Origin of the sequence: Flavobacterium labens (assembly GCF_048286755.1) — a bacterium.
GTDB lineage: Bacteria > Bacteroidota > Bacteroidia > Flavobacteriales > Flavobacteriaceae > Flavobacterium.
Genome location: NZ_JBLVPL010000001.1, coordinates 155,368 through 180,314 on the forward strand (window position 1 = coordinate 155,368; position 24,947 = coordinate 180,314).

Consider the following 24,947-nt stretch of genomic DNA (forward strand, 5'->3'; position numbering starts at 1 on the left):
CGAATCATGTCCGTGAAAATTTTAATGGTCTGTTTAGGCAATATTTGTCGATCACCCTTAGCCGAAGGCATATTAGCCTCCAAGCTCCCAAAAAATAAATTCAAAGTTGATTCAGCAGGAACTGGTTCTTGGCACGTTGGCCATAAACCGGACGATCGTTCCGTTGCCGTAGCAAAAAAAAATAAAATAAATATTTCAGATCAAAAAGGAAGACAATTCAGCAAATCTGATTTCGATTCATTTGATTATATTTATGTAATGGATAATTCTAATTATAACGACGTCATTGAGCTTGCCGAAAATCAAGAACAAAAACTAAAAGTACAACTCATTTTAGATGAATTATTTCCAAACGAAAAAGTAGATGTTCCGGATCCTTATTTTGGTTTACCCAATGGATTTGACATAGTTTATAATATGCTTGATGAAGTTTGCGATATAATTGCAAAAAAATTAATAGACAAGCATCAATAATTTTTAGATTTAAAAATTATACAAAAAATCAATAAAAAATTTACTTTAGAAACGTAAAACTACAGCAATGCAAACAACTACTTTATTAGGAAAACTGTACTTAATCCCTACTACAATGGGCGATTGCGATCCAATGGATGTGTTGCCTCAAACCGTAAAAAGAAGTATTGATTTCATTGATTATTATATTGTTGAAAATGAAAAAACTGCCCGAAAATCAATTAAAGGCGTAAATCCTGAAAAGAAACAATCCGAGCTAAAACTTTTTGTGTTAAACAAACATACCGAAACCAAAGAACATTTAGATTTCATTAAACCTTTATTAGAAGGAAAAAATATGGGATTAATGAGCGAAGCTGGTTGCCCCGGTGTAGCTGATCCCGGTGCAGTTATTGTAAAATTAGCACATGAAAAAGGAATCCAAGTTATACCCTTAGTTGGACCTTCTTCTATTCTTTTGGCGATGATGGCTTCCGGAATGAATGGCCAAAGTTTTACGTTTAATGGCTACTTGCCTATTGAAAAAGGAGAAAAAAAGACAGCTCTGAAGAATTTAGAAAAATTATCTCAGGATAAAAACCAATCTCAAATTTTCATAGAAACTCCGTATCGAAATAATAAAATGCTGGAGGATATCTTACAGGCTATAAATCCCGCCACTCATCTTTGTATTGCAACAGATATTACTTTACCAACAGAATATATCAAAACCATGCGAGCTTCTGATTGGAAAAAAGCAAAAGTGGATTTACACAACCGCCCAACTATTTTCATCATTCATAAAATATAATGTTTCTTTTTTGGAACTTATAATTGGATTCTTAAATCTCAATTAGAGGTCAATCACTTTCCAAACAATACCAAAATACTTCTTTTATAGTATTGCAATTTCATTTCAAAATTAAACTTTTTGAAACACTTCCCTATGTCTATTAAATAACCTAAAAAAAATACTTACTAAAAGGTTCTTTATTATTTCGATACAGCAAATATGTCTTTGTTTCTTCGTTATTGCAAATGGATTTTCCTGCTAAAAAAACCCATAAAATCCTTATTTATATTAACATTATTTACAAAAAAATTAACCTGTCTACCTGTAAAAAAAAAGTAATTTTACTAATGCCCAAAGTACTTTTTTATTCAAACTTCAAAAAATAAAACTACTAATGTTATGAATTACAATGATTTAAATAAATCACAAATAACAAAAAGGGGAAGAAATCAATTAAGCCTTATTAATTATTTTTATCATTAATGTATTATTTATTAGACTATTAATTCAAAAACAAAGTATCATGAAATCATATATAATTGTTTTATTTTTTTTAGGTATAAGCACACTATCTTATTCCCAAGATAAAGAAGTTAATTCAGGGCAAGGAAATATTAAAATGGAAAATTTACCAGGAGTTGTAATTAAAAGTGCCGGTAAAGATTTCTCCATATACCTACCTGATAGAAACCTAGATAAAAATATAAGAGCACTTGAAGACAAATTCATAGCCTATGATTTAGGGAGAGATTATGAAGGATTTGAAAATTATTTAGTGATCATGGAAACCGATAAAGGTATATTGACTGCAACATATAATGAAAAAGGTAAATTGACTAGCGTTATTGAGAATTATAAAAATATAAAACTTCCCAATAGTATAATTTACTCCATTTACAAAACATATCCAGGTTGGCAGATTATAAATGACAAGTATTTATATTCTCAAAAAGAAGGGGATATTATTAAAAAAGAGTACAATCTTAAAATAAAAAAAGGCAATGAAGTTCGTAAATTAATTGTCAAACCAGATGGCGAGATTGTTAATGCAAATTAAATCACTAATAACCATAAAGAAAAAGCTACCAATTGGTAGTTTTTTTTTAGAATACGTTTAGCAAATAAATAAGAAAAGTTATAACTTAAATTTTTGATAATTATCAGCTCGTAAAAAATTAAAATTAGGATTAAACTACTACTTTTATAAAGTAATCAATGTTATTTTTTTATGAGTAAACTACCAAATATCAGCACGAGTATTTTTACGGTTATGTCAAAAATGGCAGCTGAATATAATGCCATCAATCTTTCTCAAGGTTTTCCAAACTTTCCTGTTGACGAACGATTAACTGATATTGTCGCTAAACTGGCGAAAGAAAATGTGCATCAATACACGCCTATGTCTGGCTATGTACCCTTATTATCAAAAATAGCGACACTAGTCAAAAACTCCTACTTAAGAACTATTCAGCCTGAAACGCAATTGCTAGTTACCGCCGGAGCTACTCAAGTCATTTTTACCACCATAACAGCTTTAGTCAAAAATAATGATGATGTAATTATCTTAGATCCAAGTTATGATTGCTATGAAGCGCCCGTATTATTGTGCAACGCAAATCCAGTTCGGGTAGCACTTAATGATGATTATACTCCAAATTGGGAAATTATCGAAAAGGCATGTACTTCAAAAACCAAAATGATAATCATCAATAATCCGCATAATCCAACGGGGAAAATTTTATCGGAATCTGATTTTGAAGCCTTGGAAATTCTGCTCGAAAAATATCCTGATATTATACTTCTTTCTGATGAAGTTTATGAATACATTACTTTCCAGGAGAAACATATTTCAGCTCATACACGAGAGAAACTATTAAACCGTTCTGTGATGGTTTCCTCTTTCGGAAAATCATTCCATGTTACGGGATGGAAAGTGGGCTATTTAGTAGCTCCTGAATACCTGATGAAAGAAATCAAAAAAGTGCATCAATTTTTAGTTTTTAGTGTAAATAGTATTTGTCAGGTTGCCATTAGTGAGTATTTAGACATCGTTTCTATAGCCGAAATCGGTAAATTATATCAGGACAAACGGGATTATTTCAGACAATTATTAAAAGACAGCCGATTCAGACTTATGCCGTGCGAAGGAACTTATTTTCAAGTGGCTTCGTATGAAGCTATATCAAATGAAAGTGATGTTGATTTTTGCAAACGACTTATCATGGAACATGGAGTGGCTGCAATTCCTATTTCAACTTTTTATGCCGATGGAAAAGACCTGAAATTAATTCGGTTTTGCTTTGCCAAAGACAATGCTACGCTGGAAGAAGTCGCTAAAAGATTGTGCGCCATCTAAAATCAGTATTGAAATTTATTTTTTATTATGCATGCATACTATTTAATTTATTATATTTACAATAAAAAAATATCAAAAATATGAGTTATACAGATAAAATGTTACGCGACGACGCCCTAAAAGGCAAAGTGATTGTCGTAACCGGAGGCGGAAGCGGTTTAGGAAAAGCAATGACTAAATATTTCTTGGAATTGGGAGCGCAAGTTGCCATTACTTCCAGAGATTTAGAAAAACTAAAAAATACTGCTGCAGAACTGGAAACGGAAACGGGTGGAACATGCCTACCTATTCAATGTGATGTGCGTCATTATGAAGAAGTGGAAAATATGCTACAAGAAGTTTTGAAAGCTTTTGGTAAAGTAGATGTTTTACTGAATAATGCTGCTGGAAATTTCATTTCTCCTACTGAAAGATTATCTGCTAATGCCTTTGATACTGTAATTGATATCGTTTTAAAAGGATCAAAAAACTGTACACTTGCTTTTGGGAAACATTGGATTGACACCAAACAAAAATCATCTACCATTTTGAATATTGTTACGACTTACGCTTGGACAGGTTCTGCTTACGTGGTGCCTAGTGCTACTGCAAAAGCTGGAGTTTTGGCCATGACACGAAGTCTTGCGGTAGAATGGGCAAAATATGGAATTCGTTCTAATGCAATTGCCCCGGGACCATTCCCAACTAAGGGCGCTTGGGACCGATTATTACCAGGAGATCTAGCCGAAAAATTTGATATGGCTAAAAAAGTACCGTTAAAACGTGTGGGAGATCATCAGGAATTAGCCAATCTAGCGGCTTATTTAGTTTCTGACTTTTCTGCATACATCAACGGAGATGTTATAACAATTGATGGTGGTGAATGGTTGAAAGGTGCCGGACAGTTCAATTTACTTGAAGCAATTCCCGAAGAACTTTGGGATCAATTGGAAATGATGATTAAAGCAAAGAAAAACAAATAATAGTTTTTTATAAAATAAAAAAAGAGAGTCACATGGCTCTCTTTTTTGTTTCTGCTAATTTTCATTATTCTTTAGGGCAAGTAAAATTTCACCTTTCAGCAAACCACTTCCGCCTCCATAATGCTGAACAATAACTATATTTGGATTCTGTTTGTTGAAAAAAGTGCACAATTCAGTTTCGCTTTGTTCCTGAATTCCGGAACCTAACAATACAAGTGAAAAATCTTTTTTTAGAAAAATTTCCTTCGCTTCCTCATCATTCATAACGCCTACTCCATTCCAATTCTCGTTTGCATTTATTAATCGGACTACAGTTGCCAAAATTTCCAGATGTCTTCCTATGTATAAAATGTTTATGGTTTCCATCATTCTATTTTTAAAAAACACAAACCCCAAAGAAAATAATTCTTTGCGATTTGTGTTTATTTACTATACAATTATTGTTGCAAAAATTGCAATTCGATATTCAAACGAACTTCTTCGCTTACTAAAACACCACCAGTTTCAAGAGCCGAATTCCAGTTTAAACCCCAATCTTTTCTGTTGATTTTTCCTTCTAATGCAAGAGCCATTTTAGTATTTCCCCATGGATCTTTCATTAATCCTCCATATTCTGCAGCTAATTTCACTGATTTTGTAACACCGTGTAATGTTAAATCACCAACCAATTCATATTCTCCTTCATTAATTTTGGTAAAAGAAGTTGCGCTAAATTTAATTTCTGGAAACTGAGCAGCATCAAAAAAGTCTGGACTCAATAAATGAGTATCTCTATCTGCATTCCCTGTTGTTACAGAATCAATTGCTCCAGTGAATTCAATTTTTGCGTTTTCAAAATCGTTGTCTTCTGCTTCAATCGTTGCATCAAATTTTGAAAATTTACCTGAAACATTAGTGAACATCATGTGTTTCACTTTAAAACCAATTTCTGAGTGTGTTGGGTCAATTACCCATTTTGTTGTTGACATAGTATTTTTATTTTTTATTAGTTATTTCTTTTACTCGTTTATATAATTACAATTTCATTGGCACTTCCATCAATAAGATTTCGGCATTGGATGAATTAGCGGTAATTTTAATTGCATTGGTATCCCAAATTCCTAATCCATCACGTTCATTTAAAGCGATGTTTCCTATCGTGAAATCCCCTTTTAAAACAAAAGCATAAATTCCATTTCCAGGTTTTTTCAATTCATACGAAGTAGAAAAATTGTTGTCAAATTTCCCAATATGAAACCAAGCATCTTGATGAATCCAAACACCTTCATCTTCTGGATTTGGTGATAAAATTTGCTGCAATTTATTGTGACGATCATTTAAATCTAATGTAATTTGATCATAACGAGGCGTTACATTTTTTTGATTCGGATAAATCCATATCTGTAAAAATTTAACCAACTGGTCTTTGTTTTTATTGTACTCGCTATGAAAAATTCCGGTACCGGCACTCATCGCTTGAATATCACCTTCCTTGATTACGGTAGTATTTCCCATACTGTCTTGGTGCTCTAAATCACCTTCAAGCGGAATAGAAATAATTTCCATATTATCATGCGGATGTTTCCCAAAACCCATTCCTTGATTGACTCTGTCATCATTCAGAACGCGCAACACACCAAAACTCATACGTTCTGGATTGTGGTAATTTGCAAAACTGAAAGTGTGATAGGATTCTAACCAACCATGATTAGCATGACCGCGAGTATCAGCTTTATGCAAAACTGAATTCGTAATTACATCGTCCATTATTTTATCTGTGTTTTCCATTGTCTTGTTCTTTAATATTGTGGTACAAAGTTGCGTCAAAAAAAAAAAGCATACATTGAACTAGGACAAGAAATGAAAAATAACGAGAATTTAGTGTTTGGCGATTTTAGTTCTAATCTTACTCAGAAACTCAGCAGAAATACCCAAATAAGAAGCAATATAATGCTGTGCTACGCGCTGAGAAAGTGTGGGGTAATGGTCGAGAAACTCTAAATATTTCTCGGTGGCAGTTTTGGAAATAGTATTAAATAAACGGTTTTGAGTAACCGCAAGACTCCTTTGCATTAGGATACGGAAAGCGCGTTCAAATTTTGGTGCTCTAACGAATAGTTCTTCTTTAGTGTCAGGGCTAAACATAAAAAACTCACAATCTTCCAATGTTTCAATATATACCCTACTTGGTCTTTCTTCATAAATACTAAAAGAAATATCACTTACCCAGGCATTTTCGATGGCAAATTGCAAAATAACTTCAAAACCATTGGCATCAATATAATATTTCCGGACACAACCTTTGATTACAAAAGCTTCAAAATTGCACATTTCGCCTTCATGAAGTAAAATCGTTTTCTTGGGAACCGTTTTATATTCCAATAAAGAATTAAAAATTTCTAATTCTTTTGGTTCAAAAGTGACATAGCGACTTATGTTTTTATTGATTTGTGAATACAAAATAGTCTGTTTTAGAAACTAAAGATAGAAAAAAATGTCAATTAATAACTCCCAATAAATATATTAAATTAGCAAGATTTCCTCAAAAAATAAAATTCACTCCCAATTAAATTCCTATTTTTGTCCCGATAAAATACATAACAAAAAAATTATGCTCATTATAGGAATTGCAGGTGGTACAGGAAGCGGAAAAACAACCGTTGTACATCAAATCATGAATGAATTACCAGAAACCGAAGTAGGAATTATTTCGCAAGACTCGTATTACAAAGAAAATCACGGACTGTCATTTGATGAAAGAGCATTAATTAATTTTGATCATCCGCGTGCCATTGATTTCGAATTATTGGTAACTCACCTTAAAGAATTAAAAGAAGGAAACAATATTAATCAACCCGTTTATTCGTTTGTAACGCACAATAGAACGGACGATACCGTTTTCACACATCCCCGAAAAGTGATGATTGTGGAAGGGATTTTAATCCTTGCAAACCCAGAATTAAGAGAATTATTTGATGTAAAAATATATGTTCATGCGGATTCTGACGAACGATTAATCCGTCGTATGAGACGTGATATTGCTGAACGTGGCCGAGATATGCATGAAGTAATCAACAGATATCAAACAACATTGAAACCAATGCACGAACAGTTTATAGAACCAACCAAAGCATTTGCAGACATTATTATACCAAACGACAAATACAATACGGTAGCCATTGATGTCGTTCGTGCTGTAATAAATCAAAAAATTCTATAATTTAGTTGTAATTTTAGAGTAATAATTATTAGGAGCTATTTCCCGTCTCGTCCTGAAGACGAGATTGCAATCTTTTAGTAGGTGAATCTTCCTTCGTCATCATCACCTACTAAAAGGATTTTCACTTTAATCGGGGCTAAAAAAAAATAAAAAATGACAAATCCGTATAAAGACAAACCTTGGTTTAAATTTTTAAGTAACAAATATGTCTGGGTCTTGTTGTTTTTTGCTACTTGGATGATTTTCTTGGACAACTATTCCTATTTCGGACATCGTGTTTTAGACAAACAAATCAACGAATTGGAAGACAATGCCAATTATTACAAGGAAGAAATAAAAAAAGACCAAGAGAATATAAAACAATTAAAAAATTCAGAACAGATAGAAAAATACGCCAGAGAGAAATACTATATGAAAAAAGATAGTGAAGATATTTATATCATTGAATTCGAAGGCGACACGATTGAAAAAAAATAAAATCCCATCCCAACCCTTCCCAAAGGGAAGGGAGCGTAAAATTTATAGTAATTATTAAAAACATAACACCAAGTTTCGGCTCCCTCTCCTTTGAAGAGGGCTGGGGTGAGGAAAATAACAAACAAAATGGCTACAAACCTTTTCGATGATTTCAATCCCATTTCCTCCAAACAATGGAAACAAAAAATCCAATTTGAACTCAAAGGAGCGGATTATAATGAAACCTTAGTTTGGAATTCTCCGGAAGATATTCAGGTAAAACCTTTTTATCACAAAGATGAATTTACTAAAGCTTTTCCTGTTTCTACAAAAGCAACTAATTTTAGAATTTGCCAAAATATATTTGTTTACGATATTGAAAAATCAATCGAAAGAGCATTAGATTCCTTGAGTCGTGGTGCAGATAGCCTTCGGTTTACAATAGAAAACGAATCAATTGATATTACTAATCTATTGGAGCAATTACCATTAGAAAAAGTTACCGTTTATTTTAATCTAGGATTTATTTCAATCGATTTCGTTAAAAAAATAGATGCTTTTGCAAAGAAAAATAATATCATTATTTTTTGCAATTTGGATCCAATTGGGCAATTAGCCAAAGACGGGAACTGGTTTACAACCAAAGAAAAAAGCAACTTTGACACCCTAAATTTACTTTCGGCAGCAGCGACATCAGTATCGTTAATTAGTATCAATACCGCTTTGTATCAGAATGCCGGTGCCAACATGGTTCAGCAAATTGCTTATAGTTTAGGACAAGCCAATGAATATTTTAATAGAATTGAAGTTATAAACCAACCAATAGTTTTTGAAGTAGCCGTTGGGACAAATTACTTTTTTGAAATTGCAAAACTGCGTGCGTTGCGATTAGTTTTTAATCTGATTGCCAAGGAATACAACCACAATTTAGATTGCAACATTATCGTTTCTCCTACAAAACGAAACAAAACATTATACGATTATAATGTAAACATGTTGCGTACCACAACTGAATGTATGAGCGCAATTATTGGCGGAGCGGATGCTATTGCTAATTTGCCTTATGATGCCTTGTACCACAAAGACAATGAATTTGGTGACCGAATTGCGCGAAATCAATTGTTGATTCTCAAAAATGAAAGTTATTTTGACAAAGTTAATAATCCGGCTGATGGCAGTTATTATATAGAAAATCTTACCAATCAATTAGCTGAAAAAGCATTGGCTTTATTCAAAGATATTGAGGCAAATGGTGGTTTCTTGAAACAACTTAACAATGGAATCATCAAAAGGAAAATTCAGGAAAGTGCTGATACAGCTCAGGAACTATTTGATTCTGGGAAAGAAATTCTATTAGGCACAAACAAGCATCCTAATAAACAGGATAAAATGAAACATGATTTAGAATTGTTTCCTTTTGTAAAAGTCAAACCAAGAAAAACCTTGATTACACCAATAATCGAAAAACGTCTGGCAGAAAAAATAGAACAAGAGCGATTGAATCTTGAATAACATTCAGAAATTTCGGCTAATTAAAATTAAAAATTCATCAGCATTCGTGTAATTTGGTACTAAACAAATGAAAAGAAAAGATTTACAACATATAAAATTAGAAAGCACACAGTTGAAAGTGGAGAATGAAAATTCTTTGTCTGATGCATTTCTAACCGCAGAAGGAATCGAACTAAAACCAACCTATTCGGAACAGGATATTGAGAACATCAAGCATCTTGATTTTGTGGCTGGTTTTGCACCAAATTTACGCGGACCTTACGCTACGATGTACGTTCGCCGTCCATGGACTGTGCGCCAATATGCAGGATTTTCGACTGCCGAAGAAAGCAATGCCTTTTATAGACGAAACTTGGCTGCGGGTCAAAAAGGACTTTCAATCGCTTTTGATTTACCTACGCATCGCGGCTACGATTCGGATCATGAACGAGTGGTAGGCGATGTCGGAAAAGCAGGAGTCGCGATTGATTCCGTGGAAGATATGAAAGTATTATTCGACCAAATTCCACTAGATGAAATGTCTGTTTCCATGACGATGAATGGCGCCGTTTTACCTATTATGGCTTTTTATATTGTTGCCGCCGAAGAACAAGGTGTAAAACCCGAGTTACTTTCAGGAACTATCCAAAATGACATTCTAAAAGAGTTCATGGTGCGTAATACATATATTTATCCGCCAACACCTTCGATGAAAATCATTGCTGATATTTTTGAATTTACCAGCAAAAAAATGCCAAAATTCAACTCGATTTCAATTTCCGGATACCACATGCAAGAAGCAGGAGCCACTGCTGATATTGAATTAGCTTACACGCTGGCTGATGGATTGGAATACATTAGAACAGGATTAGCTACCGGAATGAAAATTGATGAGTTTGCTCCAAGATTATCCTTTTTCTGGGCGATTGGAATGAACCATTTTATGGAAATTGCCAAAATGCGTGCCGGAAGAATGATATGGGCAAAATTGGTCAAACAATTCGAACCAAAAGACGATAAATCATTAGCGTTGAGAACCCATTGCCAAACTTCGGGTTGGAGTTTAACGGAGCAAGATCCTTTTAATAATGTAGCACGAACCTGTATTGAAGCAGCGGCAGCCGCTTTTGGAGGAACACAATCTTTACATACCAATGCTTTAGATGAAGCTATCGCTTTACCAACGGATTTCTCGGCAAGAATAGCCCGAAACACGCAACTCTATTTACAAGAAGAAACTAAAATTACCAAAACCGTCGATCCTTGGGCCGGCAGTTATTATGTAGAAAGCTTGACGAATGAAATTGCCGAAAATGCTTGGAAACTTATTGAAGAAGTGGAAGAACTAGGCGGAATGACTAAAGCCATTGAGTCTGGTATTCCGAAACTTAGAATCGAGGAAGCGGCAGCCAGAAAACAAGCCAGAATAGACAGCGGTCAGGATATTATTGTGGGTGTGAATCAATACCGATTAGAAAAAGAAGACCCTTTACAGATTTTGGATGTGGATAATCAAATGGTTCGCAAGCAACAATTGGAACAATTAGACCGAATTAAAGCGACCAGAGATACAGAAAAAGTACAAAATTCACTAAAAAAACTAACCCTTTGTGCGCAAACAGGAGAAGGTAATTTACTTGAAATTGCCGTTGAAGCTGCTCGAAACCGAACTACATTAGGAGAAATCAGTGATGCCCTGGAAGCGGTTTTTGGAAGATACAAAGCACAAATTAAATCTTTTAGCGGCGTGTATAGTAAAGAAATAAAAGACGATAAAAGTTTTGAAAAAGCAAAACAACTAGCAGATGAATTTGCCAAACAAGAGGGACGTCGCCCACGAATCATGATTGCCAAAATGGGACAAGACGGACACGATAGAGGTGCCAAAGTGGTAGCTACAGGTTATGCTGATGTAGGTTTTGATGTAGACATTGGTCCACTTTTTCAAACACCGGCTGAAGCTGCGAAACAAGCAGTAGAAAACGATGTACATATTTTAGGAGTTTCCTCTCTTGCCGCAGGGCACAAAACTCTTGTACCGCAAGTAATCGAAGAACTTAAAAAGTACGGTCGAGAAGATATAATGGTGGTAGTTGGCGGAGTAATTCCTGCACAAGATTACCAGTTTTTATTTGATGCCGGTGCGGTTGCCGTATTTGGCCCCGGAACAAAAATCAGTGAAGCCGCCATTAAAATATTAGAAATTTTAATGAACAGTTTCGAATAAAAAAGAACAATATAATTTTCAATTCTATATAAAGTACCAATCAAAAAATTGGTACTTTTTTTGTTTTTTATTAAAAAGGATGAACATACTATTCCTATTAAAAAAAGAATGATTTCACTGATTTTATTAACATAAGTTATAGTATAAATTAACGCAAGAAACTAAATTAAAAAGCTAAATTTACATAAGCATATTCATTTTTGTTAAAATTTTAAAATTGTAAATTACTGATATATAGATAATTAAATAACTAAAGAAGGGGGAGTAAAACAGTAAGCCTTAGAATATATTAGTTTATTACAATTACGAAAAATCATTAATTAATTTAAAAATTAAATATCATGAAAGCACTAATTATTATACTTTTTTTAAGCGTTACTATAGCATCATATTCACAAGAAACTACTAAAGGTAAAATTAAAATCGAAGAATTACCAGGCGTAGTTATCAAAAGAGTGGGGTCAGATTTTTCTGTTTATATACCTGACAACAATCCAGACCAAAGAGTACGAACTGTAGAAGAAAAATTCATTGCCTTTGATTTAGGTAAAGATGCTGAAGGATTTGAGGAATACCTTGTAGTAATGGAAGTAAAAAATGGCTCATTGACCGCTACTTATAATGAAAACGGTAAATTAATACGCGTTGTGGAAGAATTCAAAAATGTAAAACTTCCCGGTGAGGTTATCTATTCTATTTACCGAGCATATCCAGGTTGGTCCATTGTAAATGATAGTTTCCTTTATTCACAGTCAGAAGGAGATGTCATAAAAAAACAATATAACATTAAAATCAAAAAAGATAAGGAAACCGTGAAATTAGTAGTCCGTCCGAATGGAGAAATTATTAAAGCGAAATAATTGATTTAGAATCAAAAAAAAGGCTGTCACTAAAAATTTTGACAGCCTTTTATATTTTGTTTAAACTATTATTTTAGATCTGTATATTTTTTACGTTTGCATTGCTATCTGCAACTATAAACGAAGTATCATAACCGCCAAATAGTTTCATATACGTTCTTATGGAAGTTCCGTAAGCATCTCTAAAATAACGTTTACCCTTATTTTTAAAATATTTTTTTACTGATCCGGCACCGCCAAGATGAGCCGCAGCTAAAATTCCAGATTCAGTAACATGTATTCCGTTGAGTATTGTTCCTTCGTATTTTTCAATCTCTTTTTTCAGTTCCCATTTATTTTTAGCTAAGAGTGCTATAAATGCTTTTTCCTGTAATTCCGGACTGTTCAAAAAAGCAGAACTGTTCCGAACTCCAACGGACTTTAAAGTTTCAATACCAAATTGGTATTTACCTAAATATCCTAAAGAATTGATTTTTTTATATTTACTTTCAGATTCTCTGTATCCGATTGCTTCCTTAAAGCCAACGAAAAAATTTCCAGTAAAAGGGATGTTCGAATTGATGTAATCTTCTTGCTTTTCAGAAGGAAATAAGTAGTGTGTTCCTTCTTCTTCATTGATAAGAAACCAAGGGCTGGTTTCTAAGTTAAACGGTTTAAAACCTGAGCTTAAAAAAACTGTAATCACAGTCAGACTAGTGTAAAAATACCACTTCTTTATCATAAATTGTTTTTCTTCAAAACGCTGTCCCGTTAAGAAATTTCTATGCGCAAAGATACAACAAAAATAATTATACTGATAATCAAGCAGTTAAACTTTTCTAAAAATAGATGAAGTGGTATTTTATATCGTTAAAGTGCACAAATTCGATTGTCGGTGCAGGAATTTTAACCGTATTAAAAACGGAGAAAACGGTCTTCAAAAAGTGGGATTTTGTCTTAATTTTTGTCAAATCTACATCTAAACTCAGATAAAATTGTCTAAATCTTTGTGGATTTGAAGTTAAAATGGGGGGATTATCTTCTTTATTTCCGGTTATCATACCATCAGCCCCATAACCCAAGGCTAAGTTGAGCCATTTTGGTATTTTTGAGCCTTTAGCAAAAGAATGTAAATTGACCGAAAGCCAATAGGTTTGCCCATTGTAATCTTTTAGAATTTGCTCTGTTAATGAACTTCCTAAAACCTCAGGTCTGTAATTGGCATATTTTGTAGTATGAAAAGAGAATTTAGGCGTAATACGTTGTTCCTTCCAGATTAATTCTTGTGAAACATATAAAGCCGTCCCAGAAGCATTTGCAACAACATCACCCAGCGAAGCGCCCCATTCAGAGGAATAGCCATCTAAAACCTCAACAGCTGTAAGAAATGCAAAGCCTAAACCCGCTCCATATAGTATTTGATTCTTTTTATTGCTACCGCTCCATTCTAGCATTTCGGCACCAAATCGTCCCAAATGATATGATGAAAACACATGCCCTGCTTTATCCATTTGGAGCCACTCTGAATTGTCGTTTATAAAATGAAAATCAGATTTGGGATACTCAGCATACCAAGCTTGATTCAAAGCTATTAAAGTTCCCGTAGCCAAAAGTGCTTCGGAAATAACAACTGCATTTTGCCTTTTAATGTCTAGAGAATCGGACGGTTTAAAGAAACTATCCGATGTGTTTTGTGAAAAACCACTTTGGAAAATCATCCAAAACAGCAATAAAAAAATAGCTTTTTTATTCCGCCCCAAAACTATCTTTTTACGCCTTGGCTGTTGATCCAATCGGAATATTTTTTGGCATTTTTATTGTGTTCTTCTAATGTAGCGGCAAACTCATGGTATCCAAAACGCTCTACACTGGCACAGAAATAAATGAAATTATTTTTCTCAGGATCTAAAACAGCTTCTAATGCTGTAATATCAGGCATAGCGATAGGTCCTGGAGGAAGCCCTACATTCATATACGTATTGTAGGGATGACTCATCGTCAAATCATTGTAAAAAACTCTTTTGATGACTTGGTCAAAATCATTTGATTTCTTTTTTATCGCAAAAATAACGGTTGGATCAGCTTGCAAAGGCATTGCAGCTCTTAAACGATTCAAGTACACCCCGGCAATTCTTGGTCTCTCGTCTTTTTTAACGGATTCTTTGTGTACAATTGAAGCCAGAATAGTAGCTTCAATAGGTGTTAATCCTTGTTTTTGCGCTTTGGCAACTCTTTCTTTATTCCAGAAATTACGGTATTCTTTAATCATTTTATCGCGGAACTTTTCAGCCGTAGTATTCCAATAAATTTCATAGGTATTAGGAATAAATAGTACCAAAACGTTCTCTTCATTGAACCCGTTTTCTTTCAAGAAAATAGAATCCTTAAACGAATTTAGTAATGATAAACTGTCGGCTTCTATTTGTGAACCTACACGTCCGGCTAAATTCTCCACTCGTTCCTGATTATTGAATGCCAATTTCACAGGCGAATTAAGTCTTAAGGTTTTTACTAATTCATAACTGTTCATTCCTTTTGTGAAAAGAAAACGACCCGGAATTACATTTTCAGAATAGCCTCTCTTATTAGCCACCATTTCAAAACGCTCCATATCCTCAACATACGGTGCAATTATTTTCTTTACATCTTCGTATTTAGAATCCGTTGGAACATATACATAGACTTCTTTATCGGTAAATTTTGTGTTGGCAGAAAAAATCTGTTTTAATAATATTAATCCATAAATCATTAATATTGATATTAAAACAACAGAAGCAATGGTGATAATTTTTTTAATATTCATATGTGGTATTATTTTTTTTTATGGAATCACAACAGTGTCATTCTTCCTATTCATTTGATTTTGAAACGGTACTGATTCAAAACTAAAAAATTTAAAATTTAGTATTGATTAATTGAAAAATAGCTTCGTCTTTATAGACGCCGTTCACAAAGGTCCAATCTTTCTTCACGCCTATAATTTCGAATCCAAATTTAGTAAAAAGTGCTTTACTAGCTACATTTTCGGTTCCTATATTTGCATATAATTGGTGTAAGTTAAGATTGCAAAAGGCATATTCAATTAATAACCCCAAAGCTTCCGAACCAATATTCTGTTTTCGGTTTTCGTTGTCTTGGATAACAATACCTACTCCTGCCCTGTTATTCTTTGGATCAAAATCAAATAAATCGATTAAACCCAAAGCGGGAAAATCCTGATCCTGACAAATAGCCAATCGCAATTGCTTGGCCTCATAAATATCCTGATGGGCATTTTCTAAATATTGTTTGACTAAAAATCGGCTGTAAGGAGTATGTGTATTACTGACTTCCCAAATACTCTGGTCATTTTCTATCGCATACACAAACTCCAAATCATTGGGTTCTAATGCACGAATATAGATGTTGTCGCCTTTTAATGTTTTCATCTTTGAATTAGAATTTTATTTAAATCTCGATTGTTCCTTTAAATACAAATTCCGCTGGTCCTTTAAGAAAAACATGGGTAAACTGCCCATCTTTTTTGTCAAAAGAAACGACTAATTTTCCGCCTTCTACATTCAAATCAATGGAAGAAGCATCTGTTTTTCCCAACACATTCATCGCAATTGCAACTGCTGTAGCGCCTGTTCCGCAAGAAAGCGTTTCATCTTCAACGCCTCTTTCATACGTTCGTAGCGAAAAAGTGGTGTCATCAATTTGTTTTACAAAGTTGATGTTGCTTCCTGCTTTCCCATATAAATCTCCGTAACGAATGGCCGCTCCGTTTTCCTTTATATTGTAATTTTCTAAATCATCAACCAATTGTACATGATGTGGCGAACCTGTATTTAGAAAGACATGATCTGGACTTATTTTTATCTCTTCAACATCAATCATTTGAAGTGAAACCAATCCGTCATCGCCAATTGTCGCGTGGTGCAAACCATCTGTTGCTATGAAAGTAGTTTCGTTCTCGATTACATTCAGCTTTTTGGCGAAAGCCACTAAACATCTTCCACCATTGCCACACATAGAACTTTGGTTTCCATCTGAGTTGTAATAGACCATTTTGAAATTAGTTTCAGGATCATTTTCCAATAAAATCAGCCCATCGCCTCCTATTCCAAAGCGTCTGTCGCATAAACGCTCAATCAGTTGTGTATTCTCTTTTGGAAAAAACTCCGAACGATTATCAATCATCACAAAATCATTTCCTGTTCCTTGGTATTTATAAAATTCTAGTTGCATTTTAATTTGTATTGAGTCCAACAAAAGTACGAACTATTAATGAAATGTTAATCATTGTTAAAGAGCGTTAAACTACATTTTCCGAATCAATTTTAGTTTTATTTTTACGGGTAAATATCTTAATAAACGAATTTAATTATGAAAAAATTTTCAACACTATTTATGGTTTCCCTGTTGAGCGGAGTAGTAACACTAGGTTCATACAAATTATTATTTGACACCAATGGATATTTTTCTAATGATAAAAATTCAGGAGTCACAACGGCATCCGATTCCTACGGAAAGAAAGTAGGATTATCATCGGATGTACTTGATTTTACTGAAGCAGCAGAAAAAACCATCCATACGGTTGTACACGTTAAAAACGTCTCCCGCAGAACGATTACAAATCCCATTTTAGAATATTTTTATGGGTATAAAGGCGGACAATCCCAGGAACAAGTAGGAACAGGTTCCGGTGTAATCATTTCTGAAGACGGTTATATCGTAACCAACAATCACGTTATTAAAGGCGCATCAGAAATTGAAATTACCTTAAATAACAAAAAATCATATGTGGCAAAACTCATTGGAACCGATTCTAAAATGGACATTGCTTTATTGAAAATTGACGCAAACGAGAAATTACCGTATACTGTTTTTGCCAATTCTGATTCGGTTAAAATTGGTGAATGGGTTTTAGCAGTCGGAAATCCATATAATTTAACGTCTACGGTAACTGCCGGAATTGTTTCGGCAAAAGCCAGAGATTTAGACACCAGCGGAATCCAGTCTTTCATACAAACAGATGCTGCCGTAAACCCAGGAAACAGTGGTGGAGCGTTAGTCAACACACGTGGTGAATTGATAGGAATCAACACGATGATTTCCTCCATGACGGGTTCTTATGTAGGTTATTCGTTTGCGGTTCCTTCGAATATTGCCCGAAAAATCATTGAAGATTTAATGGAATTTGGAAATGTACAACGTGGAATTCTTGGCGTTGAAGGAGGCGAATTGAACAGCATTAGTTCTAAAGAGTTAGGCATAACACAAACTCAAGGATTTTATATTAATAAAGTAACTAAAAATTCCGGTGCCGAAAAATCAGGACTTGAAAAAGGCGATGTCATCATCAAATTAGACGAACAAAATGTGGCTACCTTTGCGGATCTTTCCGGATACATCAATACTAAAAGACCAAATGACAAAGTGCAGGTTACGTACATCAGAGACGGAGAAACGAGAGTGGTTCCAGTAGTTTTAAGCAAAAATGAATTTTTCAATGCTGAATTTAAAGGCATCGAATTAGAGAACATTGAAGCTGCTGACAAAAAGAAGTTTAAAATTGATTACGGTGTACGAATCAAATCCATAAGCAGCCAAAACTTGAAACAATACGAAGACGAGTTAATAGGAAATATTATCTTGAGTATTGATAATGTAAAAGCTACTGATGTGGAAACCGTTTCTAAACTTTTAAGTAAAAAAGAGGAAAGCCAAACGGTACGTATCGAAATGATTAATAAAAACGGAGAAATTATGCGTGTGATTCTCTAACGCATCCCCGCTTTAAAAAACCAAAGCCATCTTGAAAAAACAAGGTGGCTTTTTTATTTTATAAATAATTCATAAAATACGTTACGAAATCGATTGAAATGGGTACTTTTGCGCAAATTTTAAAAAATACAATCACTTATTTTCATTAAATTTTCAACATGGCAACCACAACTTTATACGAAAAAGAAGTTACTTTTCAAGCCGACAGGCGACGTGCAGGAGTAAAACTGATTAAAATTATCAGCGATTTATGGTATGATAAATCCATAGAAATGGTTTTATTTCGAAATCAATTAATTGATAGAAATGTCAGTGACATTATCAACCTGCATGAATATGCCGCTGAATTTGTAGGCAAACCCATTTCAGTATTTGATTCGGTTAAAATTGCAAAGGCTATTTTAGAATTGAATCTACCACCTGCAAAATTGGACATTGGAAAACTTACGTACGAATATGGTTTAGAAGAAGATAAATATCCAGACGCCAAATATTTTGTCATTGACAAACTTAAAAACGCCAAGAACTCTGAGGACATTCAGCCGAAAGATGTCGTATTGTATGGTTTTGGTCGAATTGGTCGATTATTAGCCAGAGAATTAATGTCTAAAACCGGAAAAGGAAGTCAAATGCGATTGCGCGCTATCGTGACACGCGATAAAAATGATGCTACTTCTCTAGAAAAAAGAGCTTCTTTATTGCGATACGATTCTATTCACGGTGATTTTCAAGGCTCGGTAACTGCTGATACAGAAAACAATGCTTTGATTATCAACGGGACAACCGTTCACGTTATTACTGCAAACGGACCTGAAGAGATTGATTATACGCTTTTTGGAATCGATAATGCATTGGTAATTGACAACACAGGCGCTTTTACCACGCACGAAGCATTAAGCCGCCATTTGGTTTCCAAAGGTGTGGATAAAGTACTACTTACCGCTCCCGGAAAAGGAGTTCCTAATATCGTTCACGGTGTAAACCATAACGAATACAATCCGGATGAAATCAATATTTTTTCAGCGGCATCTTGTACTACAAATGCGATTACGCCAATATTAAAAGCTGTTGAAGATACTTTAGGAGTTGTCAAAGGACATCTGGAGACCATCCATGCGTATACAAACGACCAGAATCTTGTGGATAATATGCACAAAAAATACCGTCGTGGAAGAGCTGCAGCCTTAAATATGGTGATTACAGAAACGGGTGCTGGAAGTGCTGTTGCAAAAGCATTGCCGTCATTGGAAGGAAAATTAACCTCAAATGCGATTCGGGTGCCAGTTCCTAACGGTTCATTGGTAGTCTTGAATTTGGAAGTTTCTAAAAAAACATCCGTTAAAGACATCAATGCCATCATGAAAAAATACGCTTTGGAAGGCGAATTGGTGGAGCAAATCAAATATTCTTTGAATAACGAATTGGTTTCTTCGGATATCGTGGGAACATCAGCTCCTGCTATTTATGACAGTAATGCCACAATCGTTTCTGCCGATGGAAAAAACATCGTGCTATACATTTGGTACGATAACGAATACGGATACAGCCACCAAGTAATCCGATTAGCAAAATACATTGCCAAAGTAAGACGTTTTACGTATTACTAGCCTATAGATTACAGGTTGATGGTTGCAGATTGTAATTTTTAGTTTTTTAGTTTTTAGATTGAGATTGAAGAAAACAGCAACCCAGCCTGAATTAAATAGAAAATCCGTCGCGTTATCAAAACGAGACGGATTTTTTTATGTGTTAATTTGCCGTTTTTGTACTGAATGGAACACTGATGACACGGATTAAGCGGATTTTCACTGATTTCCAAAAAAGTCTTATTTGAAAATTCGATTTAATATCCAAAAATTTTCAACTCACATCTCACCATTCACTACTCACTACTCACTATTCACTACTCACAACTAAAAAAAACTACTCCTTAGCTTTCGTCAAATAATATACTGGAATACCTATTAGCATGATCAAAACGCCCCATCCACATGTAGTTGGTTTTGTATACAATAACGCCATGCAAATTGCCACCGTAATTAAAATGTACAGCGCTGGCAGTACCGGATAACCAAAAGCCTTGTACGGACGCTCTGCATTTGGCATTTTTTTACGTAAAATAAAAATCCCATAAATGGTTAAGATGTAAAATATCAAAACAATAATCACTACAAAATCAAGTAAATCACCGTATTTACCGGTCAAACACAAAGCAGAAGCCCAAAGACATTGTGCCCAAATAGACCATGCAGGAACACTAGCTTTATTCAGTTGGGCCGCTTTCTTAAAAAACAAACCATCCTGAGCCATCGTATAATAAACCCTAGCACCAGCCATAATCAAACCATTGTTACACGCAAAAGTCGAAATCATAATCATCACGGCAATAATCAAAGTTCCCACCGATCCAAAAATAGTTTGCGAAGCCACCACCGCCACACGATCAGATTCGGCAGTAGCAATATTAAACAAAGGCACTACTGCCAAGTACATCACATTGGCTAAAATATAAATTACACTTACAATCAAAGTTCCTAAAAACAAACTCAAGCCCACATTGCGTTTTGGGTTTTTAATTTCACCCGCAATAAAGGTCACCCCTTCCCAAGCCACGCTCGAAAATTGCGAACCCACAAAGGCCGCCGAAATACCACTAATTAATGCCAAACCACCAATAGGCAACCACTCGCCAGTATCTACATTCAGGCTTTGAGCTGACCAAGCGTTGGCCCAATTCGCATCCCAAACTGCTCCATCCGCAGCAATAAAACCAAAAACAATCAAACCCGCTAGCGAGAGCACTTTGACCACCGTAAGCACCGTTTGTAAAATCTTCGAGTTTTTCACCCCGCGACTGTTCACATAACTCAACAAAATAATGGTGAAAATAGAAACAATCTGCGCCGCATTGAGTTTGAAATCCCCAATCTCGTATAAAATATTCTTATCACTTAAAGGTGCGTACAAGTAGGCGGCAAATTTGGCAAAAGCCACACCCACAGCAGCAATGGTACCGGTTTGAATCACGGCAAAAAAGCTCCAACCGTACAAGAAACCCACCAGTTTCCCGTAAGCTTCCTTAATGTACACATATTGACCACCCGCTTTAGGAAACATCGCGCTCAACTCGCCATAACTCACGGCGGCAATCACGGTAATAGCGCCCGTAAGCACCCACATAGCAATCAACCAACCGGCAGATCCCAACTGGCGCACCATATCCGAGCTTACAATAAATATCCCGGAACCTATCATAGAACCCACCACAAGCATGGTTCCGTCAAGTAATCCTAATTCTCTTTTAAAATCGTCTGGTTTTTGGTCTTCCATATTTTTTGGTTTTGGAGTTTTGGTTTTAGTTGGCTAAAGATATACTTTTTTTAGAAATTTCATAAAAAGTACGTGAAAAGTGAGTGGTGAGTGATGAAGAGTGAGATTGTTCCTTTGGGCGTGACCCTGCAGTAGCTTTGTCGTTCCTCCTCGCTACTTTGAGTCGGGCGGTACGCTGTATCTTTATTTTCTTAAAGAAAGAAAATAAAGGATGCCACTTCCCTTCCTCACGCAAACCGCAATAAAATAACGTTTATTCTTTTCAAGAAAATTTGTAAGAAAATTTTAATATATTTGAGAAAATATAAAGCGAAACAAACCTTCGCCAACCTACCCATATTTGGGTGCATATACGAAAGTTATTTTCGCCTATATACTAGTTATGCGATATATTAGAGAACCACAGAATATATGGAAGAAATTACAAACATTTTAAAATTACATTTTTATCGTAATGATGAATTACATATCATCGACGCATTTATATTAAATGAATGTGAACACGAATTATTAAGCGTAATTAAAATATTGTGTTCAGATTTAGAAATTGATGCAACAATTATTTCCGAAATACCTCAAGAAGGTGGTTTTAAAGAAATATGGAAGTTTCTTGGTAAACATTCTGGACAACTTTCTTTACTAATTGCAATTCTCGCACTAATATATTCGCGAGTTCCAGTTGAGAATAAAAAATTAACGGAAAAGCAAATTGAAAATATTGAATTAGATAATGAAATCAAAAAAGAGCAACTTAAACAATTGCGAGAAAAATCAGATACAAACAAAGTAGATAGTGATACCGTAATTTTACTTGTAGAATATTTCGAAAATGATTTCAAAATCAATTGGCACAAATCAAATTTTTACAGGAAACTACTTTCTGAAAAAGAAATCACGAGCGTTTCATTTACTGGAATAGATTCAAATGATAATACTACAATTCCAGAAAAAATTGTTGAAAGAAATCAATTTTCATCATTTATAATAAATACTGCAGAATTCCCACCATTAATTGATGAAGAAGCAACAATCGATATAATTTCTCCTGTTTTAAAGTCTGGAAATTTCCATTGGAAAGGTTACTATAACAATGAAATTATTGGTTTTCAAATGAAAGATCAATATTTTAAAGATTCCGTTTTGAACTTTGAAGTCGATTTTAACACTGCTACAGCGATAAAATGTGTTTTACAACAAAGTAGAAGAATTGATGATACTGGCAAGATTTACATAACTCTTAGTAAAGTAATTACAGTCATCGAAGTAATTACATCCAACAACACATATGAGACAAACCAAGGAAAAAAATATAAAAAACAGCGAAAGGAAAATCCAATCCAATTAAAAATGAATCTAGAATAAATACATCGCATAACAGCCACTACAAGCGATTTGGGCATTTGGCTTAATCGGAAAATTGGTTTGTATTTGGGAGATTTAGCAAATCCGAAAAACGGACATAATTTAGTCCCAAACTGCCTGTAGCGCGGGAACGTTGGTAGATAGAGTAAAAAAAAAAGAAACCTTAAAAAATTTAATTTTTGAAAAAATATACCTTAACAATATTTGGACTTGTTTTACAATGCTTTGGAATTGCAATTATGTTATATAAACTTTATAATAATCGTTTTTTATCATGGACTGGATTATCGTTAGTATTTATTGGATTTGCATTAATAATTGCTGGAGTAATTTCAAACATAAACAAAACTAAATAAATTACATTCATTAACTACTAAATAAGTCAAAACCCGACCGCGCTGATATGCCACAATCGTTAGCGTAGTTTTACAAACTGTGCCCACAATGAGCAGATAATATAAATAACACAAAAACTATGAATACATTAAAATTAGGATGGACAGGTCTTGGCAACATGGGAAATCCAATGGTTATGAACCTACTCAAAGCGGGATTTGAAGTAACTGTTTTCAATCGCACCAAAGATAAAGAAGCGCCATTACTGGCTGCAGGAGCAAAATCAGCAAGCAGTTTACAAGAACTAATGCAAACCTGTGACGTAGTTTTGACGATGTTATCTAACGACGCGGCTGTCAAAGAAGTTTTTGAGGGACCAACGGGTTTATTGTCTAAAAGCAATTCTGGCAAAACCATCATCAACATGAGCACGGTCGCTCCGGAAACCTCGCGTTATTTAAATACTATTTGCAACCAACATAACGTACATTTCATAGACGCTCCCGTTTCCGGAAGTGTAAAACCGGCACAAGACGGAACTTTAGTTATTCTCGTGGGTGCTTCAAATGAAGACTACGAATTAGCAAAACCCATATTTGATATTTTGGGTAAAATTGCCATTCACGTAGGCGAACCTGGTGTGGCAAGTTCGGCTAAATTAGCCATCAATTACCTATTAGGATTAAATCTTCAAGGAATAGCCGAAACAGTTTTATTTGCCGAGAAAAACGGCGTAAGCAAAGAAGACATGCTCAACATCATCAATCAAGGCGCTTGCGGTAACGGAATCACGAATATCAAAACACCTTCCATTCTGAACGATTCTTATCCGGCAGCATTTGCTTTGAAACATTTAGTCAAAGATTTAAGACTGGCCAAAGAAGCCGGACTCGATTCTCCACTCATTCATCCTTTGTATGATAGTTATGCTGCAGCAGAACAAGAAGGATTAGGCGATCAAGATGTGATGGCAATTATCAGCAGTCTAAAAAATAAGTGATATTTGAATAGCAATACTTCTACCGAATAAACGATAGAGTTTAATTGGTTCAAATAATAAACAAAAAAGCTACATCTTTAGGAATGTAGCTTTTTTTATTTAATCGAATCAGAAAACGATATTACTTCGTTTTCACTGGTGGCAAGTCAAATGCAGCTGATTCATGCTCAAAACCGTTGCGGTGGGAACCATCACAAAAAGGTTTGTTTGCTGACAATCCGCAACGGCAAAGCCCTAGAGCCGTTCTTCCTTCTAATCCGTATGTTTTTCCTTCACAGTCTGTTATTTCAAAATCGCCTTCTATTTTTATAGAACCATTGCGATTGATTGTTAGTTTTGTCTTGCTCATAATGCTTTAATTTTTTTAGAGTTCA

At 34.6% G+C, this 24,947-nt stretch carries 25 protein-coding genes; 14 read left to right on the top strand and 11 right to left on the bottom strand.

Annotation, left to right across the window (positions count from 1 at the left end; genetic code table 11):
• The first annotated feature begins 6 nt into the window (after nt 1-6).
• From ACNQF8_RS00640 to ACNQF8_RS00660, 5 genes are all read left to right on the top strand, one after another.
• Entirely contained in the window at nt 7-474 is a 468-nt protein-coding gene (locus ACNQF8_RS00640; protein ID WP_315207274.1) for a low molecular weight protein-tyrosine-phosphatase, read from the top strand.
• 67 nt (nt 475-541) lie between these two features.
• The gene (locus tag ACNQF8_RS00645; RefSeq protein WP_417950373.1) at nt 542-1,264 is read left to right on the top strand and encodes an SAM-dependent methyltransferase; all 723 of its coding nucleotides are present in this window, start codon (nt 542-544) and stop codon (nt 1,262-1,264) included.
• Between the two features lie 505 nt (nt 1,265-1,769).
• Complete coding sequence (locus ACNQF8_RS00650; RefSeq protein WP_417953453.1) at nt 1,770-2,303, top strand: hypothetical protein; 534 nt, start codon at nt 1,770-1,772, stop codon at nt 2,301-2,303.
• Nucleotides 2,304-2,474: 171 nt separating this feature from the next.
• Nucleotides 2,475-3,602, top strand: a complete 1,128-nt coding sequence (locus tag ACNQF8_RS00655) for a methionine aminotransferase (protein WP_417953454.1) — start codon at nt 2,475-2,477, stop codon at nt 3,600-3,602.
• Nucleotides 3,603-3,682: 80 nt separating this feature from the next.
• The gene (locus ACNQF8_RS00660; protein WP_165151789.1) at nt 3,683-4,564 is read left to right on the top strand and encodes an SDR family oxidoreductase; all 882 of its coding nucleotides are present in this window, start codon (nt 3,683-3,685) and stop codon (nt 4,562-4,564) included.
• A 54-nt stretch (nt 4,565-4,618) separates the two neighbouring features.
• On the opposite strand, the gene ACNQF8_RS00665 is transcribed toward ACNQF8_RS00660, so the two are convergent.
• From ACNQF8_RS00665 to ACNQF8_RS00680, 4 genes are all read right to left on the bottom strand, one after another.
• The gene (locus ACNQF8_RS00665) at nt 4,619-4,930 is read right to left on the bottom strand and encodes a response regulator (RefSeq protein WP_417950375.1); all 312 of its coding nucleotides are present in this window, start codon (nt 4,928-4,930) and stop codon (nt 4,619-4,621) included.
• Nucleotides 4,931-5,001: 71 nt separating this feature from the next.
• Nucleotides 5,002-5,532, bottom strand: a complete 531-nt coding sequence (locus ACNQF8_RS00670) for a YceI family protein (RefSeq protein WP_417950376.1) — start codon at nt 5,530-5,532, stop codon at nt 5,002-5,004.
• A 46-nt stretch (nt 5,533-5,578) separates the two neighbouring features.
• Nucleotides 5,579-6,331 carry a pirin family protein gene (locus ACNQF8_RS00675; RefSeq protein WP_417950377.1) on the bottom strand — a complete coding sequence of 251 codons (753 nt, stop codon included), beginning with the start codon at nt 6,329-6,331 and terminating at the stop codon, nt 5,579-5,581.
• A 90-nt stretch (nt 6,332-6,421) separates the two neighbouring features.
• Nucleotides 6,422-7,003 (bottom strand): Crp/Fnr family transcriptional regulator, encoded by a 582-nt coding sequence (locus ACNQF8_RS00680; RefSeq protein WP_417950378.1) that lies wholly within the window; start codon nt 7,001-7,003, stop codon nt 6,422-6,424.
• Between the two features lie 151 nt (nt 7,004-7,154).
• Here ACNQF8_RS00680 and udk point away from each other — a divergent pair, with 151 nt between their 5' ends.
• From udk to ACNQF8_RS00705, 5 genes are all read left to right on the top strand, one after another.
• Nucleotides 7,155-7,763 (top strand): uridine kinase, encoded by a 609-nt coding sequence (udk, locus tag ACNQF8_RS00685; protein ID WP_315207301.1) that lies wholly within the window; start codon nt 7,155-7,157, stop codon nt 7,761-7,763.
• Between the two features lie 153 nt (nt 7,764-7,916).
• Nucleotides 7,917-8,240 carry an FtsB family cell division protein gene (locus ACNQF8_RS00690; protein WP_417950379.1) on the top strand — a complete coding sequence of 108 codons (324 nt, stop codon included), beginning with the start codon at nt 7,917-7,919 and terminating at the stop codon, nt 8,238-8,240.
• 126 nt (nt 8,241-8,366) lie between these two features.
• The gene (locus ACNQF8_RS00695; protein ID WP_417953455.1) at nt 8,367-9,731 is read left to right on the top strand and encodes a methylmalonyl-CoA mutase subunit beta; all 1,365 of its coding nucleotides are present in this window, start codon (nt 8,367-8,369) and stop codon (nt 9,729-9,731) included.
• Nucleotides 9,732-9,798: 67 nt separating this feature from the next.
• Nucleotides 9,799-11,937 (top strand): methylmalonyl-CoA mutase, encoded by a 2,139-nt coding sequence (scpA, locus tag ACNQF8_RS00700; RefSeq protein ID WP_417953456.1) that lies wholly within the window; start codon nt 9,799-9,801, stop codon nt 11,935-11,937.
• A 341-nt stretch (nt 11,938-12,278) separates the two neighbouring features.
• Nucleotides 12,279-12,797: a hypothetical protein gene (locus tag ACNQF8_RS00705; protein WP_417950382.1), complete on the top strand. Its 519-nt coding sequence runs from the start codon at nt 12,279-12,281 to the stop codon at nt 12,795-12,797.
• A 73-nt stretch (nt 12,798-12,870) separates the two neighbouring features.
• Here the strand turns inward: ACNQF8_RS00705 and ACNQF8_RS00710 are convergent, their stop codons facing one another.
• The 5 genes from ACNQF8_RS00710 to dapF all read right to left on the bottom strand — a co-directional run bounded on the left by ACNQF8_RS00710 (nt 12,871) and on the right by dapF (nt 17,006).
• A complete protein-coding gene (locus ACNQF8_RS00710; protein ID WP_417950383.1) occupies nt 12,871-13,518 on the bottom strand; it encodes a peptidoglycan-binding protein LysM in 648 nt (215 codons plus the stop codon).
• A gap of 97 nt (nt 13,519-13,615) precedes the next feature.
• Complete coding sequence (locus ACNQF8_RS00715) at nt 13,616-14,494, bottom strand: DUF2279 domain-containing protein (RefSeq protein WP_417953494.1); 879 nt, start codon at nt 14,492-14,494, stop codon at nt 13,616-13,618.
• A gap of 44 nt (nt 14,495-14,538) precedes the next feature.
• Nucleotides 14,539-15,579 carry an endolytic transglycosylase MltG gene (mltG, locus tag ACNQF8_RS00720; protein WP_417953457.1) on the bottom strand — a complete coding sequence of 347 codons (1,041 nt, stop codon included), beginning with the start codon at nt 15,577-15,579 and terminating at the stop codon, nt 14,539-14,541.
• Nucleotides 15,580-15,670: 91 nt separating this feature from the next.
• Complete coding sequence (locus ACNQF8_RS00725; protein ID WP_417953458.1) at nt 15,671-16,204, bottom strand: GNAT family N-acetyltransferase; 534 nt, start codon at nt 16,202-16,204, stop codon at nt 15,671-15,673.
• Between the two features lie 19 nt (nt 16,205-16,223).
• A complete protein-coding gene (gene dapF / locus ACNQF8_RS00730) occupies nt 16,224-17,006 on the bottom strand; it encodes a diaminopimelate epimerase (RefSeq protein WP_417950386.1) in 783 nt (260 codons plus the stop codon).
• A gap of 138 nt (nt 17,007-17,144) precedes the next feature.
• Here dapF and ACNQF8_RS00735 point away from each other — a divergent pair, with 138 nt between their 5' ends.
• Together ACNQF8_RS00735 and ACNQF8_RS00740 are read left to right on the top strand one after the other, a co-directional pair.
• Nucleotides 17,145-18,545 carry a S1C family serine protease gene (locus tag ACNQF8_RS00735; RefSeq protein ID WP_417953459.1) on the top strand — a complete coding sequence of 467 codons (1,401 nt, stop codon included), beginning with the start codon at nt 17,145-17,147 and terminating at the stop codon, nt 18,543-18,545.
• Between the two features lie 158 nt (nt 18,546-18,703).
• Nucleotides 18,704-20,152 carry a glyceraldehyde-3-phosphate dehydrogenase gene (locus ACNQF8_RS00740; RefSeq protein ID WP_315207330.1) on the top strand — a complete coding sequence of 483 codons (1,449 nt, stop codon included), beginning with the start codon at nt 18,704-18,706 and terminating at the stop codon, nt 20,150-20,152.
• Between the two features lie 316 nt (nt 20,153-20,468).
• Here ACNQF8_RS00740 and ACNQF8_RS00745 read toward each other — a convergent pair whose 3' ends face one another.
• Nucleotides 20,469-21,875, bottom strand: coding sequence for an APC family permease (locus tag ACNQF8_RS00745; RefSeq protein WP_417953460.1), 1,407 nt, complete (start codon nt 21,873-21,875; stop codon nt 20,469-20,471).
• A 411-nt stretch (nt 21,876-22,286) separates the two neighbouring features.
• Between ACNQF8_RS00745 and ACNQF8_RS00750 the strand changes: the two genes are divergently transcribed.
• Both ACNQF8_RS00750 and ACNQF8_RS00755 read left to right on the top strand, forming a co-directional pair.
• Nucleotides 22,287-23,237 carry a hypothetical protein gene (locus tag ACNQF8_RS00750; RefSeq protein WP_417953461.1) on the top strand — a complete coding sequence of 317 codons (951 nt, stop codon included), beginning with the start codon at nt 22,287-22,289 and terminating at the stop codon, nt 23,235-23,237.
• A 475-nt stretch (nt 23,238-23,712) separates the two neighbouring features.
• Nucleotides 23,713-24,573 carry an NAD(P)-dependent oxidoreductase gene (locus ACNQF8_RS00755; protein ID WP_417953462.1) on the top strand — a complete coding sequence of 287 codons (861 nt, stop codon included), beginning with the start codon at nt 23,713-23,715 and terminating at the stop codon, nt 24,571-24,573.
• A gap of 121 nt (nt 24,574-24,694) precedes the next feature.
• On the opposite strand, the gene ACNQF8_RS00760 is transcribed toward ACNQF8_RS00755, so the two are convergent.
• Complete coding sequence (locus ACNQF8_RS00760; protein WP_113665273.1) at nt 24,695-24,922, bottom strand: CDGSH iron-sulfur domain-containing protein; 228 nt, start codon at nt 24,920-24,922, stop codon at nt 24,695-24,697.
• Nucleotides 24,923-24,947: the final 25 nt, after the last annotated feature.

What these genes read in the sequence shown, in the direction of transcription:
- ACNQF8_RS00640 (WP_315207274.1), top strand. Translation starts at nt 7, where the DNA reads ATGTCCGTGAAAATTTTAATGGTCTGTTTAGGCAATATTTGTCGATCA.
- ACNQF8_RS00645 (WP_417950373.1), top strand. Translation starts at nt 542, where the DNA reads ATGCAAACAACTACTTTATTAGGAAAACTGTACTTAATCCCTACTACA.
- ACNQF8_RS00650 (WP_417953453.1), top strand. Translation starts at nt 1,770, where the DNA reads ATGAAATCATATATAATTGTTTTATTTTTTTTAGGTATAAGCACACTA.
- ACNQF8_RS00655 (WP_417953454.1), top strand. Translation starts at nt 2,475, where the DNA reads ATGAGTAAACTACCAAATATCAGCACGAGTATTTTTACGGTTATGTCA.
- ACNQF8_RS00660 (WP_165151789.1), top strand. Translation starts at nt 3,683, where the DNA reads ATGAGTTATACAGATAAAATGTTACGCGACGACGCCCTAAAAGGCAAA.
- ACNQF8_RS00665 (WP_417950375.1), bottom strand. Translation starts at nt 4,930, where the DNA reads ATGGAAACCATAAACATTTTATACATAGGAAGACATCTGGAAATTTTG.
- ACNQF8_RS00670 (WP_417950376.1), bottom strand. Translation starts at nt 5,532, where the DNA reads ATGTCAACAACAAAATGGGTAATTGACCCAACACACTCAGAAATTGGT.
- ACNQF8_RS00675 (WP_417950377.1), bottom strand. Translation starts at nt 6,331, where the DNA reads ATGGAAAACACAGATAAAATAATGGACGATGTAATTACGAATTCAGTT.
- udk (WP_315207301.1), top strand. Translation starts at nt 7,155, where the DNA reads ATGCTCATTATAGGAATTGCAGGTGGTACAGGAAGCGGAAAAACAACC.
- ACNQF8_RS00690 (WP_417950379.1), top strand. Translation starts at nt 7,917, where the DNA reads ATGACAAATCCGTATAAAGACAAACCTTGGTTTAAATTTTTAAGTAAC.
- ACNQF8_RS00695 (WP_417953455.1), top strand. Translation starts at nt 8,367, where the DNA reads ATGGCTACAAACCTTTTCGATGATTTCAATCCCATTTCCTCCAAACAA.
- scpA (WP_417953456.1), top strand. Translation starts at nt 9,799, where the DNA reads ATGAAAAGAAAAGATTTACAACATATAAAATTAGAAAGCACACAGTTG.
- ACNQF8_RS00705 (WP_417950382.1), top strand. Translation starts at nt 12,279, where the DNA reads ATGAAAGCACTAATTATTATACTTTTTTTAAGCGTTACTATAGCATCA.
- ACNQF8_RS00710 (WP_417950383.1), bottom strand. Translation starts at nt 13,518, where the DNA reads ATGATAAAGAAGTGGTATTTTTACACTAGTCTGACTGTGATTACAGTT.
- ACNQF8_RS00715 (WP_417953494.1), bottom strand. Translation starts at nt 14,494, where the DNA reads ATGATTTTCCAAAGTGGTTTTTCACAAAACACATCGGATAGTTTCTTT.
- mltG (WP_417953457.1), bottom strand. Translation starts at nt 15,579, where the DNA reads ATGAATATTAAAAAAATTATCACCATTGCTTCTGTTGTTTTAATATCA.
- ACNQF8_RS00725 (WP_417953458.1), bottom strand. Translation starts at nt 16,204, where the DNA reads ATGAAAACATTAAAAGGCGACAACATCTATATTCGTGCATTAGAACCC.
- dapF (WP_417950386.1), bottom strand. Translation starts at nt 17,006, where the DNA reads ATGCAACTAGAATTTTATAAATACCAAGGAACAGGAAATGATTTTGTG.
- ACNQF8_RS00735 (WP_417953459.1), top strand. Translation starts at nt 17,145, where the DNA reads ATGAAAAAATTTTCAACACTATTTATGGTTTCCCTGTTGAGCGGAGTA.
- ACNQF8_RS00740 (WP_315207330.1), top strand. Translation starts at nt 18,704, where the DNA reads ATGGCAACCACAACTTTATACGAAAAAGAAGTTACTTTTCAAGCCGAC.
- ACNQF8_RS00745 (WP_417953460.1), bottom strand. Translation starts at nt 21,875, where the DNA reads ATGGAAGACCAAAAACCAGACGATTTTAAAAGAGAATTAGGATTACTT.
- ACNQF8_RS00750 (WP_417953461.1), top strand. Translation starts at nt 22,287, where the DNA reads ATGGAAGAAATTACAAACATTTTAAAATTACATTTTTATCGTAATGAT.
- ACNQF8_RS00755 (WP_417953462.1), top strand. Translation starts at nt 23,713, where the DNA reads ATGAATACATTAAAATTAGGATGGACAGGTCTTGGCAACATGGGAAAT.
- ACNQF8_RS00760 (WP_113665273.1), bottom strand. Translation starts at nt 24,922, where the DNA reads ATGAGCAAGACAAAACTAACAATCAATCGCAATGGTTCTATAAAAATA.